This window comes from Nocardiopsis lambiniae (assembly GCF_031845465.1).
Lineage (GTDB): Bacteria > Actinomycetota > Actinomycetes > Streptosporangiales > Streptosporangiaceae > Nocardiopsis > Nocardiopsis lambiniae.
In genome coordinates this window covers 187,365-201,364 of the sequence record NZ_JAVREP010000005.1, presented here as the reverse complement: position 1 = coordinate 201,364, position 14,000 = coordinate 187,365, and the positions used below count along the sequence as shown (strand labels likewise).

The window sequence follows — 14,000 nt, the reverse complement described above, 5'->3', positions numbered from 1 at the left end:
CCGGCGCGCAGCGGGGGATCACGCCGAGATCACGGTCGAGCGCTAGCACGGTACGCCTTGGGACAGGTTTCGGTCAAGCGAGGGCAATGAGCCCTAATAACCGGAAATCCCTCGCGGGTCAGCAGACGCTCTCCGGCTCCTCCTCCGCGGTGATCCCGCCCAGGTCCTCGGTGACCGAGAGCCCCGGTCCCGTCGCGTCGCCCTTGAAACCGCTCCAGTCCGGACCGATGACCAGCTCCAGGGTTCCCGTGAGCCCCGAGGCCTCCTCGGTGACCGCGTTCTCCAGTGACTTCGCCAGCAGGTCGGCGGCGGCCTCCTGGCCGGTCGCGTAGTAGACGGTCGTGACCGAGGGGAAGCGCACCTCGGGGTTGCCCGTACCGGTGACCACGTAGCCCTCGGAGGTCAACCGATCGGCGGCCTGACCGGCCAGGCCCTCGATGTCGGTCCCGTTGAGCACCTGCACGGAGGTCTCGGCGGGAGCGGGCGCCGCGGGCGCGTCGTCGCCCTCCTCCTCCTTCTCCTCCTCACCGGCGTCGGAGAGGTCCGCCCCGGAGTTGATCGCCTGGAAGAGCTCGGTGGCCGCCGGCTCGCTGAGCGCCAACCGGTTGGGGTCGGCCGGGTGCTGACCGTTGGGCACGGTGACGAACTGGACCTTCTTCAGATCGACCTCGCGCATGGAGATCGCGAGGTCGGTCATCGTGTCGATGGTGAGCCCGTCGTCGGTGGTGACCGAATCGGTGACCGCACCCAGGAAGTTGGTGATCGTCAGCGGGCTGGTCATCACCTCACTGCTGAGGACCTGGCGCAGCATGGCGCCCATGAACTGCTGCTGGCGCTCGATGCGGGACAGGTCGCTGCCGTCGCCCTGTCCGTACCGGGAGCGCACGTACCCGAGGGACTGCTCGCCGTCGAGGGTCTGCTCACCGGCTTCGAGGGTCAGGTGGGCCTTGGGGTCGTCGATCGGCCCGGGGATGCACATGTCGACGCCGCCGAGGGCGTCCACCATGTCCTTGAACCCGGTGAAGTCCATCATCACGAAGTGGTCCAGGTGCACCTCGGTGACCTGCTCGACCGCGTTCCACTGGCAGCCCACGCCGCCGAAGGTCATCGCCGAGTTGATCATGCCGCTCTGGGCGACCATCCCCTCGTGACCCTCGGTCGCCTCACAGCCGGGCAGGTCCACGACCAGGTCGCGGGGGAGGTTGACCATGGTGACGGTGCCGTTGTCGACGTTGATGCTGGCGATGAGCATCATGTCGGGGCGCGCGCCCTCGACCACCCCGTAGTTGGCGTTCTCCCCCGAGCGCACGTCGGAACCGATGACGAGCAGGTTCATCACGCCCTCGACGCTGGTGGGCCGGTCCCACTCGTCGGTGTCGACCTGCGTCGTGGTGATGTTGTTGACGATGCCCTGGTACCACATGTAGCCGCCCAGGCTCGCCATGATCGACAGCGCGGTGACGGCACAGGCGACCCACTGGCCCGCGGACAACCGGATGGCGTCGAGCACGCCGGCGGGGCGGGGGGCGGAGCGTTTTCCAGCCATGCGAACCTTCGAGGGTGCGGTGAGGCCCGGGAGGGAGCGGACGCGCGGCGTCCGATGAGGGGTTCACGACCGTCCCGGCACGATGTGACCGAATTCGGATGCTAACAGCACCGGGGGTACCGTGAATCCACTCGTGACCTGGGGCGGTACCTCAGAAACGGACGGAGACGGTACCGGCGGCACGGTCGTGCAGCCCGCGGGTGTCGCGATCGTAGATGACGGCGGGGATGACCAGGCAGAGCAGGAGGGTGCGCACGGTCATCGACACGAACCACGGCCAGGAGCGCTCTCCGGTGGCCTCGACGCGGACCCCGACGAGGCGGCGACCGACCGAGGTGCCGAACAGGGTGAGCAGCAGGATGTTCGACACCGCGAACACGACCATCGCCATGTTGCTGATCAGGGTCGTGGCCTGCTGCTCGTCGGTGACACCCGCGCCGATGAGGCCCGCGCGGTACAGTCCCCAGGCGATGAGCAGGGCGAGCGTCCAGTCCAGGATCAGCCCCACGAGGCGACGCCCGACGCCGGGCACCGATCCGGAGCCGCTCTCGGGCAGGCCGAGCCGGTTGCCCCGGTATCGGAAGTCGTCGGTCGCGGCCGCTCCGCCCCTGTCGTCGCTCATGTCCTCAACGGTAGCGACCCCCGTGAGCGTTTCCGACCCGCCCCACCCGTCATCCCGGGTCCTTCGGGCACGCCCCTCCCCGAGCCGTCGCCCTCGACGGGGCGTCCGGGGGCGGTTCCCGGGCGAACACGACCGGCTCCACCGGAACGGTGGCGCGGAACACATTCGACTTCCCTGATGTCCGGTTTTCGCCCTGAACACGGTGGAATCACCGGGTCAGGCGGGGTGGTCTGCGAAAACACCGGGCTCCGTAACATACAGGAAACAATGGAGACATGGCGCGGAAATCACCCGCTCCTAGCTTCGACACCGAAGCCGGGAGACGCCGCGATGGTCCGACGTGGCCGCGATGGAGCGGGCGCGGACCCGTCGTCTCAGCCACCTGCACGGAGGTTCGTTTTGTTCAGCAGCGTCGACGAGGTGCTCGCTTTCATCCGAGATGAGGACGTCAAGTTCCTCGACGTCCGTTTCACGGACCTGTTCGGAGGCGTGAACCACGTTACCCTCCCGACCGAGAACGTCGACGCCTCGACGTTCACCGACGGTCAGATGTTCGACGGTTCGTCGATCCGTGGCTTCCAGGCCATCCACGAGTCCGACATGCTGCTGCTCCCCGACCTGAGCACCGGCGTCCTGGACCCGTTCCGCAAGTACAAGACGCTGAACATGACGTTCTTCGTCCACGACCCGCTCACCCTGGAGTCGTACAGCCGCGACCCGCGCAACGTCGCCCGCAAGGCCGAGGCGTTCCTGCGCGGCTCCGGTGTCGCCGACACCGCCTTCTTCGGCCCCGAGGCCGAGTTCTACATCTTCGACGACGTCAAGTTCGAGACCCGGTCCAACACCGGCTTCTACGAGATCGACTCCATCGAGGGCGCCTGGAACACCGGCTCGGCCCTCGAAGGCGGCAACCGCGGCTACCGTCCCCGGTACAAGGGCGGCTACTTCCCCGTCGAGCCGGTCGACCACTACAGCGACCTGCGCTCCACCATGGTCCGCACGCTCATCGAGTCGGGCATCGAGGTCGAGCTCCAGCACCACGAGGTCGGCACCGCCGGCCAGGCCGAGATCGGCATCAAGTTCGGCACGCTGCTCCAGCAGGCCGACCGCGTGCAGCTGTACAAGTACATCGTCAAGAACGTCGCCAACGAGGCGGGCAAGACGGCGACCTTCATGCCCAAGCCGCTGTTCGGCGACAACGGCTCCGGCATGCACTGCCACCAGAGCCTGTGGAAGGACGGCGAGCCGCTGTTCTTCGACGAGTCCGGTTACGGCCAGCTCTCCGACACCGCCCGCTACTACATCGGCGGTCTGCTCAAGCACGCCCCGGCGCTGCTCGCCTTCACCAACCCGACGGTGAACTCCTACCACCGCCTGGTGCCCGGCTACGAGGCCCCGATCAACCTGGTCTACAGCCAGCGCAACCGCTCCGCGTGCATCCGCCTGCCGCTGACCGGCTCCAACCCCAAGGCCAAGCGCATCGAGTTCCGCGTGCCGGACCCGTCGGCCAACCCGTACCTGGCCTTCTCCGCCATGCTGATGGCCGGCGTCGACGGCATCAAGAACAAGATCGAGCCGCCGGAGCCCATCGACAAGGACCTGTACGAGCTGCCCCCGGCCGAGGCCAAGGCCATCAAGACCGTCCCGGCCTCGCTGGACGACGCGCTCAACGCGGTGGAGGAGGACCACGAGTTCCTCCTGGAGGGCGGTGTGTTCACCAAGGACCTCCTGGAGACCTACGTGGACTTCAAGCGCACCGAGGAGATCGACTCCCTGCGCCTGCGTCCCCACCCGCGCGAGTTCGAGCTCTACTACGACATCTAGGTCGTAGGCACAGCTCCTCGGAGTGACGCGCCCGGTGGGCGCGCCCTCCTCCTCGGGGCCGGTATCCGTTCGGATACCGGCCCCGACCCGGTTCCGGACCATCCCCTGGCGAACCCAACGGCGGGAGCGTGTGGAGGTGTTCCGGCCCGCCACCGTGCGGTCCACCATCGGCCGTGCGGCTACCGTTGACGCGTGGCAAGGGACGGAAGAGACACCATGACGGCAGGCGCGCTCGCTCGGCGCGGGTTCAGTGACAGTCCGCGGGCCCTACGACTGCTGACGGGGGCAGGGCTGGACGCCTCCTCCGACACGGTCGTCATCGACTCCCTGGGGACGGCTCCCGATCCCGATCAGGCCCTGCTGGGGCTGATACGGATCCTGGAGACCGACCCCGACCCGGCGGGGCTGCTCGACGACCTGCGCGAGGACCCCGCCCTGCGGGACCGCCTGTGCCGGGTCCTGGGCACCGGAACCGCCCTCACCGACCACCTCGTGCGCCACCCCGGCGACTGGCGGGAGCTGCGCGGCGCCGACGCCGCCCGCACACCCGAACCGGAGGAGCTGCGCCGAGGGCTGATGCACACCGTGGGCGCCGACCCCTACGCGCCCACCCCCGTCGCCGCGCTCTCCGACGCCGACCCGCGCCATGCGCTGCGCGTCGCCTACCGCCGCCGGGTCCTGCGACTGGCCGGGCGCGACCTGACCGGCCTGGTCAGCATGGAGGCCGTCGCCGCGGAGCTGTCCGACCTGGCCGCGGCCCTGCTGGACGCCGCCCTGGCGGTGGCCCGCGCCGAACACCCCGAGGACGCCGCCCGGTGCCGGTTGGCGGTCATCGGCATGGGCAAATGCGGCGGACGCGAACTCAACTACGTCAGCGACGTGGACGTCGTGTTCGTCGCCGAACCCGCCGAGGTCCCCGAGGGCGACGAACCGGTGGACGACCAGGCGGCGATGCGCTCGGCGACCCGATTGGCCACCGCCATGATGCGGGTGCCCGTCGAGACCGACGCCGAGGGCAGCCTGTGGGAGGTCGACCCCGCGCTGCGCCCCGAGGGCAAGAACGGACCGCTGGTGCGGCCCCTGGCGGGGCACCGCGCCTACTACGAGCGCTGGGCCAAGACCTGGGAGTTCCAGGCCCTGCTCAAGGCGCGCCCCATCGCCGGGGACGCCGAGCTGGGCAGGGCCTACATGGAGGTCATCACCCCCATGGTGTGGCAGGCCTCGTCCCGCAAGGACTTCGTCGAGGACGTCCAGGCGATGCGCCGCCGGGTCCTGGAGCACATCCCCGCCGACCAGACCGACCGGGAGCTCAAACTGGGCCCGGGCGGGCTGCGCGACATCGAGTTCTCCGTGCAGCTGCTGCAACTGGTGCACGGGCGCGCCGACGACCGGCTGCGCTCGGGTACCACCCTGGTGGCCCTGACCTCCCTGTCCGAACACGGGTACGTGGGCCGCCAGGACGCGGTCGGTCTCGCCGACGCCTACCGGTTCCTGCGCCGGCTGGAGCACCTGTTGCAGTTGCGGCGGCTGCGCCGCACCCACCTGATGCCCGCCGCCGACAGCGCCGACGCGCAGTCGGAGCTGCGTCTGCTGGGCCGGGCCCTGGGGTTCACCGCGGACCCGGTGCGGGAGCTGACCGAGGCGCGCCGACGGGTCGCCGCCGAGGTGCGCCGCCTGCACGAGAAGCTGTTCTACCGGCCGTTGCTCAACGCCGTGGCCAAACTGCCCGGCGAGGAGGCGCGCCTGTCCCCCGAGCAGGCCCGGGACCGGCTGGAGGCCCTGGGGTTCGCCGACCCGGCCGGGGCACTGCGCCATCTGGAGTCGCTCACCTCCGGGGTGTCGCGACGCGCCGCCATACAACGCACCCTGTTGCCCGTGATGCTGGGCTGGTTCTCCGACTCCCCCGACCCCGACGCCGGACTGCTCGGGTTCCGTCAGGTCAGCGAGGCGCTGGGGACCACACCGTGGTACCTGAGGCTGCTGCGCGATGACGTGCGGGTCGCCGAGCGCATGGCGTGGCTGCTGGGCACCAGCCGTTACGTCACCGAACTGCTGCTGCGCGCTCCCGAGGCGGTGGCGATGCTCGCCGACGACTCCGAACTGGTACGCCGCGATCCCAAGGTCCTGTCCACCGAGGCCGACGCGGCCCTGCGCCGCTACGACACCGCCGAGGAGTCGGTGTCGGCGGTGCGGGCGCTGCGCCGCCGCGAACTGCTGCGCACCGCCGCCGCCGACCTGTTGGAGGTCTCCAACGTCCAGGAGGTCGGCGCGGCGCTCACCGACATCGCCGCGGTGACCATCGACGCGGCCCTGCGCGTGGCCGCCGCCCGGGTCCTGGAGTCCGAGGGCGAGTCGCTGACCCGGGTGTGCGTGATCGCGATGGGCCGCTTCGGCGGCGGCGAGCTGACCTACGCCAGCGACGCCGACGTGATGTACGTGCACTCGCCGCTGCCCGGGGTGGACGGCACCAAGGCGACCCGGCAGGCCATGGCGATCGTTCGGGAACTGGCGCGACTGTTGGAGACGCCCGCCGCCGAACCGCCGTTGAAGGTCGACACCGATCTGCGCCCGGAGGGCAAGAGCGGACCGGTGGTGCGCACCCTGGACTCCTACGCCGCCTACTACGGTCGCTGGTCCCAGGTATGGGAGAGCCAGGCGCTGCTGCGGGCCCGGCCGGTGGCCGGCGACCCGGAGCTGCGCACGGCGTTCACGGCGCTCATCGACCCGATCCGTTACCCGTTGGGCGGCGTCGACGCCTCGGCGGTGCTGGAGATCCGCAAGCTCAAGGCCCGCATGGAGGCCGAACGGCTGCCGCGCGGCGCCGATCCCACCCTGCACACCAAGCTGGGACGCGGCGGGTTGTCGGACGTGGAATGGGTGGTGCAGCTGATCCAGTTGCGGCACGCCCACGAGTACCCGGACCTGCGCACCACCGGCACCCTGGAGGCGTTGGGGGTGGCGGTCGCCCACGGGCTCCTGACCGCCGACGACGGCGTCGTCCTGGAACAGGCCTGGCGGTTGGCCTCGCGGGTGCGCGGCATGGTGATGCTGGTGCGCGGCCGGAGCGGCGACTCCCTGCCCTCCGACCTGCGGATCCGTGCGGCGCTGGCCAACGCCATGGGCTGCCGCAGCGCCGAGGACGAGGAGGGCGTGTGGGAGGGGCCCGCCGAACAGTTGACGGAGGCCTACCTGCGTACGACGCGTCGGGCGCGGGCCGTGATGGAGCGGGTCTTCTACGACGACTGAACGCGGCCGGGCAGGCGCACCGTGACGGTGAGCCCTCCCCCTTCGCGCGGGGTGACGTCGAGCGCCCCGTCGTGGACGTCGACGACCCTGGCGACCAGGGGCAGGCCCAGGCCGTACCCGTCCCCGTCGCGTCGGGTGCGGCCCTCACCGCGCAGGAAGGGTTCGGTGAGCCGGGCCGCCCCCTCGGCGGTGTGCGCGGTCCCGGTGTTGGTGATCCGCAGTAGGGCCGAGCCGTCGCGGTCACGGCCGACCGTGATCGACGCGTTCCCGTCCCGGACGTTGTGGCGGACGGCGTTGCGCACCAGGTTGTCGGTCAGGCGCAGGAGCAGTTCGTCGTCGCCGAGCACCGGTGCCGGGCAGGTCGTGAGGTCCAGGGCGACGTCGCGCTCGCGGGCCTCCTCCTGCGCGTCGGCGACGGCGCGGCGGGCGATGCCGGCCAGGTCCACGGGGACGGACGCCGCGGTCACGGCGTCGACGTCGGCCAATCGCAGCAGCGCCTCGGTGAGTCCGACCGCCCGGGCGTTGACCGCGCCCAACCGTTCCAGCAGCACGGTGTGGTCGTGGCCGGGGTCGCGGCGGGCGACGTCGATCATGGTGGCGGTGATCGCCAGCGGGGTGCGCAGCTCGTGGGAGGCGTTGGCGGCGAACCGCTCCTGGGCGGCGAAGGCGTCCTGGAGTCGGTCGAGCATGTGGTCGAAGGCGTCGGCGAGACGTCGGAACTCGTCGTCGGGGCCGGTCGGGCGGATCCGGTGATCCAGCCGGCCGGCGGCGACGGCGCGGACCGCCGCGTCGATGCGGTGCAGGGGGCGCAGCACCCATCCGGCCAGGAACCAGCCACCGGTCAGGCCGATCACGGCGAGCGCCGCCAGCACCCACAGGGAGATCTCCACCAGTACCCTCAGGATCTCCCCTCGGGCGGTGATGGTGACCTGATCGCGCAGGCTGGGATCGTCGGTGATCAGCGGGTAGGCGGGGATGAACCGCACGACGACGTACACCCCGACCAGGACCGCCAGTCCGGCCACGACCAGGAACACGGCGTAGCCCAGGGTGAGCCGCGACCGGGCGCTGATCCGCACTCCGGGACGCCGGTTCACCGTTCCTCCCCGGGGTCGACGAGGCGGTACCCGACGCCCGGGACGGTGATGATGGGGTCGGGGTCGCGCAGCGCCTTGCGCAGGTGGGACACCGTGACCCGGGGCGCGCTGGTGAAGGGGTCGGCGTGCTCGTCCCACACCTTCTCCAGCAGGGTCTCGGCGGTGACCACCGCCCCGTCCGCGCGCATGAGCAGTTCCAGGACGGCGAACCGCTTGCGGGGCAGACGCAGGGGCCGGCCGGCCCGGTGGGCCTCGCGCCGGTAGGGATCCAGGCGCAGGTCGCCGACCCGCAGGACGGGATCGACGGCGGCGGCGGGACGGCGGGCCAGCGCGCGCAGGCGCATCACCAGTTCCTCCAGCGCGAACGGTTTGGTGAGGTAGTCGTCGGCGCCCAGGGTGAACCCGTCGACCTTGTCGCGGAGCCGTCCGGCGGCGGTGAGCATGAGCACCCGGGTGCCCGGATGGTCGCGGACCAGGACGGCGCACACGTCGTCTCCGTGCACACCGGGGATGTCGCGGTCCAGGACGACGGCGTCGTAGTCGTTGACCGCGATCCGCTCCAGCGCCTCGTCGCCGTCCAGGGCGATGTCGACGGCGATGGTCTCCTGACGCAGCCCCGTCTGGAGGGCCTCGGCCATGAAGGGTTCGTCCTCGACGACCAGTACGCGCATGGGTGTCCCCCGTTCGGCGGGCCGCTCCCCCGGCGGTCCGGATCCGAGTCTAGGAGGGCACCGTGTTGCGCGAGTGTTGCGCGATCGTCCGACACGGGCGCAACACCCCTCCTGGTGGCCTGGGACCCGTCGACCGGGCACGGGGCCCGGTTCCGGAGCGAGGGGGAGACCGTGGGCGCATCGCGTCGGTTCGCGGCGATCGCCGCCGTGGCGGCCGTGCTGGTGTCGGGTGGTTGTGCGGTCGGGACCGCACAGGGCCCCACGGGGGACGCCGGCGGGGAGGAGGCCGCGATGTCGCGGACACCGGTGACCCGGTTCACGCCGCTGACCGAGGACGACGGGTACGTGCCGGAGGGCGAGGGGCTCGACGTCGACGCGGACGTGCCCGCCTTGACCCGTCTGGACGCGGATCTGCTGGCGGCGGTGCGCGAGGCGGCCGAGGCCGCGGAGGCCGCCGGGGTCGAGGAGGTGGTGGTGATCAGCGGCTGGCGCAGCGAGCGGTACCAGGAGTTCCTGTGGGACGCGGCGGTGGACCTGTACGCGAGCGAGGAGGAGGCCCGCCGGTGGGTGGCGTCCCCGGAGGGGTCCGCCCACGTCACCGGGGAGGCGGTGGACATCGGCCGTACCGAGGCCGCCTACTGGTTCTCACGGTTCGGCGCCGAGTACGGGCTGTGTCAGACCTACGCCAACGAGGTGTGGCACTACGAGTCGGTGGTCGAACCGGGCGAGGAGTGTCCTCTTCCGGCCGACGACGCCTCGGTCAGGAGGTGAGGGGACAGGGGATCCGGTGAACCGCCGGCCGGACGGAGGTGCCCCCGCGCCGAAGGAGGAGGGAGCGCGGGGGCACCGGTATCGAGGGGAGGGTCAGCCGTTGTTCCAGGTGACGCTGGTGGCGGGGCCGATCCGGTTGGACCCCGACTCCCATTGCACGTTCCCGGAGCCGTCGACCTTGACGAGCTTCCACTCGGTGTCGGCTCCGATGGTCACCGTGCCGGCCCAGGTGGGGTAGATGGTGGCGTCGGTGGACAGCTTCACGCCCTGGTGCGGGTTCCAGGACCCGAGCGCCGGCGTGGAGCCGACCACGTACACCTCCTGCCCCCAGTTGGTGTGGACCACGGCGGAGAGCTCGTCGTCGGGGACGACCGGGTCGGTGCCGCCGCAGTCGCCCTCGCACTCGGCGTCGACGTGCAGGGCCACGGCGCCGTTCGCGGGCACCTGGACGGTGACCCGGCCCCCGGAGACGGTGGCGGTGCCGCCGCCGGCGGCGTTGTCGTAGGTGCCGTCGGGCAGTGAGGTGTCGGCGGTCAGGTTCCAGGCGCTCCCGGTGGCGTTGAACGCGGCGAACCCGCGGGAACCCCGGTCGAAGGCGAGACGGCCGTTGCCGTCGGTGGCCCGCTGGGTCAGCCCGGCGTTCCCCGCGGAGGCGCGGAAGGCGGCCATGCCCGCGACGGTGGGGTGGCGGTGGGAACAGACCCAGTCACCGGTGGAGCAGTCGGTGTCCTCGGTGATCCAGCCCGCCGGGTTGCCCCCGACGGTCCCGATGTTGGGCGGGCCCTCGGTGACGTTGGTGCCGAAGTCGTAGCCGGCGGTCACCACGGGGGTGCCGTAGGGGTGGGCCAGCATGAACGCGGTCGCCAGGTGGTAGCGGTCCCCGTCCTTGTAGGTGAGGGTCGGGTGGTAGCGCTGGGTGTCGTGGTTGTCGATGAACACCGTGGCCTGGCCGGAGGTCAGGCCGCCGTAGTTCGGGAGCTGGGCGAGCCCGGAGATGTTCCCGTCCTTGAACTTCCCGGCCAGGTCGCGCTGGTAGTCGAAGTTGGTGACCTGGCCGTAGGGGGCGTAGGCGGTGTAGGGGACGGTGGCGTCGCCGTAGACCTCGTGGAAGACGCGCGGGGTGCCGCCGAAGCCGGGCACCGTGTTCAGGTCTGCGAAGATGTCGGCGATGTGCGCCTCGGGGACGTGCTTGGCGGCGTCCACCCGGAAACCACCGACCCCGAGGTCGACGAGCCCGTTGAGGTAGCGCTTGATCTGGTCACGGACCCGCGGGTCGGCGGTGTTGAGGTCGGCCAGCCCCACCAGCTGGCAGTTCTGGACCTCCTCCTTGTCGTTCCAGTTCGTGATCTCCTCGTAGCAGGGCCCGAAGTCCGCGTGGGAGTAGCCGGCGGTGCCGTCGCCGAAGAGGTCGGGGTGGTCGTACTTGGCCCACGCGGTGCCGGCGCTGCCCACGCCGTCGCCGTCACCGGTCATGTGGTTGACGATGGCGTCGACGTAGATGCGCACGCCGTTGTCGCGGCAGGTCGCGACCATGTCGGCGAACTCCTCGGCGGTGCCGCGCCGGGTGTTGTCGAGCTTGTAGGAGACCGGCTGGTAGTCCTGCCACCAGGGGTGGTTGCCGCCCTCGGCGAAGGGGATGACGACGTGTTCCTGGGGCGGGGAGACCTGGACCCCGGAGAAACCGTTGGGGCCGAGGAACTCCTCGCATTCGGTGGCGACGGAGTTCCAGTTCCACTGGAAGAGCTGGACGAGGGTCTCGTCGTTGGGGGTGACCGGGGCGGCGCCCGCCTCAGCGGGGACGGGCAGGGGTGCCGCGGACGCGGGGAGGGCGGCCAGCGGCAGCAGAAGGAGGGTCGCGGCGGCGGCCGCTCGGAGGGGGGTGCGTCGGTGCATCGGCGCTCCTGGTTCACTTGTGCGGAGGTCGCGCATTCTCTTGCGGTTAACGCAAGATTTTGCGTGATGCCGAGCACATTACCGACCCGTGTCGGCTTTGTGAATACACCTGAACCCGCGCGTAAAAAAGGGACTCGGTCCCCGGACCGACGAGGAACGGTGCCGATTCCAGCGCGTGACGGCCCGCTACGGGGACGGATCGCGCAAGAACTTTCGTCACCCGGCACAGCGAAAGGCCGGCGGGGCGCGGATCACGGGTTCCGCACCACCACCGGCCTCGAAGGGGACGCCGCCCCTCGGTGCTCAGGTGTTCCTGTGAACCTCCACCGCGCTTCGGTTCGCACGAGGGCACGGAGGAGCATTCGAAAACGGGGCCTCAGCCCCAGAAGACGGCGACACCGATGTTGACGATGGCGAGCACGCCGGCGATGATCGCCAGGTTCTTGGCGGGCTTGCGCAGGTTGAGCACCCCCAGGACCACGATGGCCAGCGCGATCACGAGCTTGACCGCGACCTTGACGTGGTCCGGGTCGTAGAGGTCGGCCATCTCGGCCACGCCCACCAGGGCCAGGCCGGTGACGAACTGGAGCAGGGAGCTGTGCAGCAGGACCTTGGGGGATTTGGGATGGTCGGTCATCAGCTGCATGAGGAAGCCCGCGATGATGCCGGCGAGCCCGAGCATGTGCAGGAAGACGAGCGCGGAGTAGAAGATGTCCATGCGACTAGAGTACTACCGCGCGTAGTACTCGAATGCTTTTTACTGACACCCTGACGTAACGATCGGGTGGACTTCACCGCGTCCCGACACGACGCCGCCACACCGCCCATCCCAGCCCCACCAACAGCGCCACCCCCGCCATCCGGGCCAGGGTCCCGCCGTTCATCGCCTCCGACATCCGCGACATCACCGTCGGGGAGGCCACCACCACCGTGTCGCTGGCGCACGCCGTCGGGTCGGCGTCCCGCTCCAGCAAGAGGCAGGCGGTGCTCATCAACCGCTCCGTGCCCTCGGTGTCCTCGCCCACCCGCACCCGCACCGTGTAGACCTGCTCCCCGCCCGCCGGCACGTCGACCCGCCAGTTGACGATTCCGCCCGCCAGGACGCCCTCGCCGTCCACCTCGACCACCTCCAAGTCGTCGGGCACGTGCTGGGCCAGGTGGGCGTCGCGCACCTCCCCCTCCGGGTCGCCGTTGGCCACCGTCGTCCGCAGCACCACCTCGTGCCCGGGCAGCGGCGTCCCCCCGCCCTCCGCCACCAGGGAGAGACCGACGAAGGCCTCCTGCCCCGGCGCCGCCGCGGACGGGTCGGCCTCCGCTCTCCCCCGGTCGGGGTCCGCGAGCGCCGCCGGGGCGACGGCCAGGAGACCCGCCCCCACCAACGCGGCCACCCCGGCGGCCCGCCACCGACCGCGTCGATCGTCCTCGTTGTTCACCATCATCCGAGTCCTCCGTCCGTACGGATCCGACACGGATCAAGCCAACTATGAGTAAGTGTCCAATCGCCTTGAGTGACACACCCGAAGTGCCCCTCCATCCGCTCGACGAACACCCCGAACCCGACCAAGGCGCCCGTGCCCGCCTAAGACCACGAGAACACCCGGAAGCAGGGATTTCTCCCGATGCGCCCTCCCCCGCCTCAGACCGATCGTGGAGGTGAAGGCGGCGGACGTACCCCGTCGCCGCCCCCAGAAGGAGGAGACCGTGTACCACGAGGCCCTGTTCCCGGACCGCCCCCGACGCCTGACCGAGGAGGACGTCCGCCGCATCGCGCACCGCGCCGCCGCCCGTGCGGCGGAGGCCGGGGCACGCTCCGAACGCCGCACCGCGCGTCGTGCCGAACGCCGGAGGCGCCGGTCCGGCGAGGTCCCGACCGGTTCCGCGACCCGCCCCGGACCGCGGCCCGGATCGCCGCCGAGCGTCCCGGGGAGTCCGGAACCGGCCCGTGCTCAGGACGGACCCGTGATGTCTCAGACGCGACCCCGATCCGCCGGGGTCGGGCCCCCGATGTCTTAGACACGGTCCGCGGCGTGCCGGGCGGCCCCTTCGGGAACAGGGTTTTCTCCCGATGCGGAGGTGGGGTTCTCAGCGAGAACGTGGAGTCGTCGGTGAGGGACACCGACGGACACCACCGCTTCGAGGAGCACCCCGTGATGCACACCGAACTACTCGGTCAGACCGCCCGCGCCATGCACGAAGAGCGTCTGCGCGACGCCGGGATCCGACGCGAGGCCGCGCGTCGCCGCGACGAGGCCCGCGACCGGGCCAAGGTCGAGAACACCGGCGCGAAGGGGCGCTTCGGCCGGGCCGCGTAGGCCCGGCCGTTCCGGCCC

Annotated in this window: 11 protein-coding genes; 4 read left to right on the top strand and 7 right to left on the bottom strand. The window is 70.9% G+C overall.

The window, feature by feature from the left end; genetic code table 11:
• Positions 1-118: 118 nt before the first annotated feature.
• Positions 119-1,546 (bottom strand): LCP family protein, encoded by a 1,428-nt coding sequence (locus tag RM479_RS10105; RefSeq protein WP_311511460.1) that lies wholly within the window; start codon positions 1,544-1,546, stop codon positions 119-121.
• 151 nt (positions 1,547-1,697) lie between these two features.
• Positions 1,698-2,168 (bottom strand): RDD family protein, encoded by a 471-nt coding sequence (locus RM479_RS10100; protein WP_311511459.1) that lies wholly within the window; start codon positions 2,166-2,168, stop codon positions 1,698-1,700.
• 399 nt (positions 2,169-2,567) lie between these two features.
• On the opposite strand from RM479_RS10100, the gene glnA reads away from it, so the two are divergent.
• Positions 2,568-3,992, top strand: coding sequence for a type I glutamate--ammonia ligase (glnA, locus tag RM479_RS10095; RefSeq protein ID WP_274811806.1), 1,425 nt, complete (start codon positions 2,568-2,570; stop codon positions 3,990-3,992).
• A gap of 216 nt (positions 3,993-4,208) precedes the next feature.
• Positions 4,209-7,238, top strand: a complete 3,030-nt coding sequence (locus RM479_RS10090; RefSeq protein ID WP_311511458.1) for a bifunctional [glutamine synthetase] adenylyltransferase/[glutamine synthetase]-adenylyl-L-tyrosine phosphorylase — start codon at positions 4,209-4,211, stop codon at positions 7,236-7,238.
• On the opposite strand, the gene RM479_RS10085 is transcribed toward RM479_RS10090, so the two are convergent.
• Complete coding sequence (locus RM479_RS10085) at positions 7,226-8,335, bottom strand: sensor histidine kinase (protein WP_311511457.1); 1,110 nt, start codon at positions 8,333-8,335, stop codon at positions 7,226-7,228. The genes RM479_RS10090 and RM479_RS10085 overlap by 13 nt on opposite strands.
• Positions 8,332-9,006: a response regulator transcription factor gene (locus tag RM479_RS10080; protein ID WP_311511456.1), complete on the bottom strand. Its 675-nt coding sequence runs from the start codon at positions 9,004-9,006 to the stop codon at positions 8,332-8,334. Before RM479_RS10080 ends, RM479_RS10085 begins: the two co-directional genes overlap by 4 nt.
• Before the next feature lie 171 nt (positions 9,007-9,177).
• Here RM479_RS10080 and RM479_RS10075 point away from each other — a divergent pair, with 171 nt between their 5' ends.
• On the top strand, positions 9,178-9,777 hold the full coding sequence (locus RM479_RS10075; protein WP_311511455.1) for a D-alanyl-D-alanine carboxypeptidase family protein: 600 nt from the start codon (positions 9,178-9,180) through the stop codon (positions 9,775-9,777).
• A gap of 93 nt (positions 9,778-9,870) precedes the next feature.
• Here the strand turns inward: RM479_RS10075 and RM479_RS10070 are convergent, their stop codons facing one another.
• From RM479_RS10070 to RM479_RS10060, 3 genes are all read right to left on the bottom strand, one after another.
• On the bottom strand, positions 9,871-11,670 hold the full coding sequence (locus tag RM479_RS10070) for a carbohydrate-binding module family 20 domain-containing protein (protein WP_311511454.1): 1,800 nt from the start codon (positions 11,668-11,670) through the stop codon (positions 9,871-9,873).
• Positions 11,671-12,046: 376 nt separating this feature from the next.
• The gene (locus tag RM479_RS10065) at positions 12,047-12,388 is read right to left on the bottom strand and encodes a hypothetical protein (protein ID WP_311511453.1); all 342 of its coding nucleotides are present in this window, start codon (positions 12,386-12,388) and stop codon (positions 12,047-12,049) included.
• 73 nt (positions 12,389-12,461) lie between these two features.
• A complete protein-coding gene (locus RM479_RS10060) occupies positions 12,462-13,109 on the bottom strand; it encodes a hypothetical protein (protein WP_311511452.1) in 648 nt (215 codons plus the stop codon).
• A 666-nt stretch (positions 13,110-13,775) separates the two neighbouring features.
• Between RM479_RS10060 and RM479_RS10055 the strand changes: the two genes are divergently transcribed.
• Complete coding sequence (locus RM479_RS10055) at positions 13,776-13,982, top strand: hypothetical protein (protein ID WP_311511451.1); 207 nt, start codon at positions 13,776-13,778, stop codon at positions 13,980-13,982.
• Positions 13,983-14,000 lie beyond the last annotated feature (18 nt).

What these genes read in the sequence shown, in the direction of transcription:
- RM479_RS10105 (WP_311511460.1), bottom strand. Translation starts at nt 1,546, where the DNA reads ATGGCTGGAAAACGCTCCGCCCCCCGCCCCGCCGGCGTGCTCGACGCC.
- RM479_RS10100 (WP_311511459.1), bottom strand. Translation starts at nt 2,168, where the DNA reads ATGAGCGACGACAGGGGCGGAGCGGCCGCGACCGACGACTTCCGATAC.
- RM479_RS10090 (WP_311511458.1), top strand. Translation starts at nt 4,209, where the DNA reads ATGACGGCAGGCGCGCTCGCTCGGCGCGGGTTCAGTGACAGTCCGCGG.
- RM479_RS10080 (WP_311511456.1), bottom strand. Translation starts at nt 9,006, where the DNA reads ATGCGCGTACTGGTCGTCGAGGACGAACCCTTCATGGCCGAGGCCCTC.
- RM479_RS10070 (WP_311511454.1), bottom strand. Translation starts at nt 11,670, where the DNA reads ATGCACCGACGCACCCCCCTCCGAGCGGCCGCCGCCGCGACCCTCCTT.
- RM479_RS10065 (WP_311511453.1), bottom strand. Translation starts at nt 12,388, where the DNA reads ATGGACATCTTCTACTCCGCGCTCGTCTTCCTGCACATGCTCGGGCTC.
- RM479_RS10060 (WP_311511452.1), bottom strand. Translation starts at nt 13,109, where the DNA reads ATGATGGTGAACAACGAGGACGATCGACGCGGTCGGTGGCGGGCCGCC.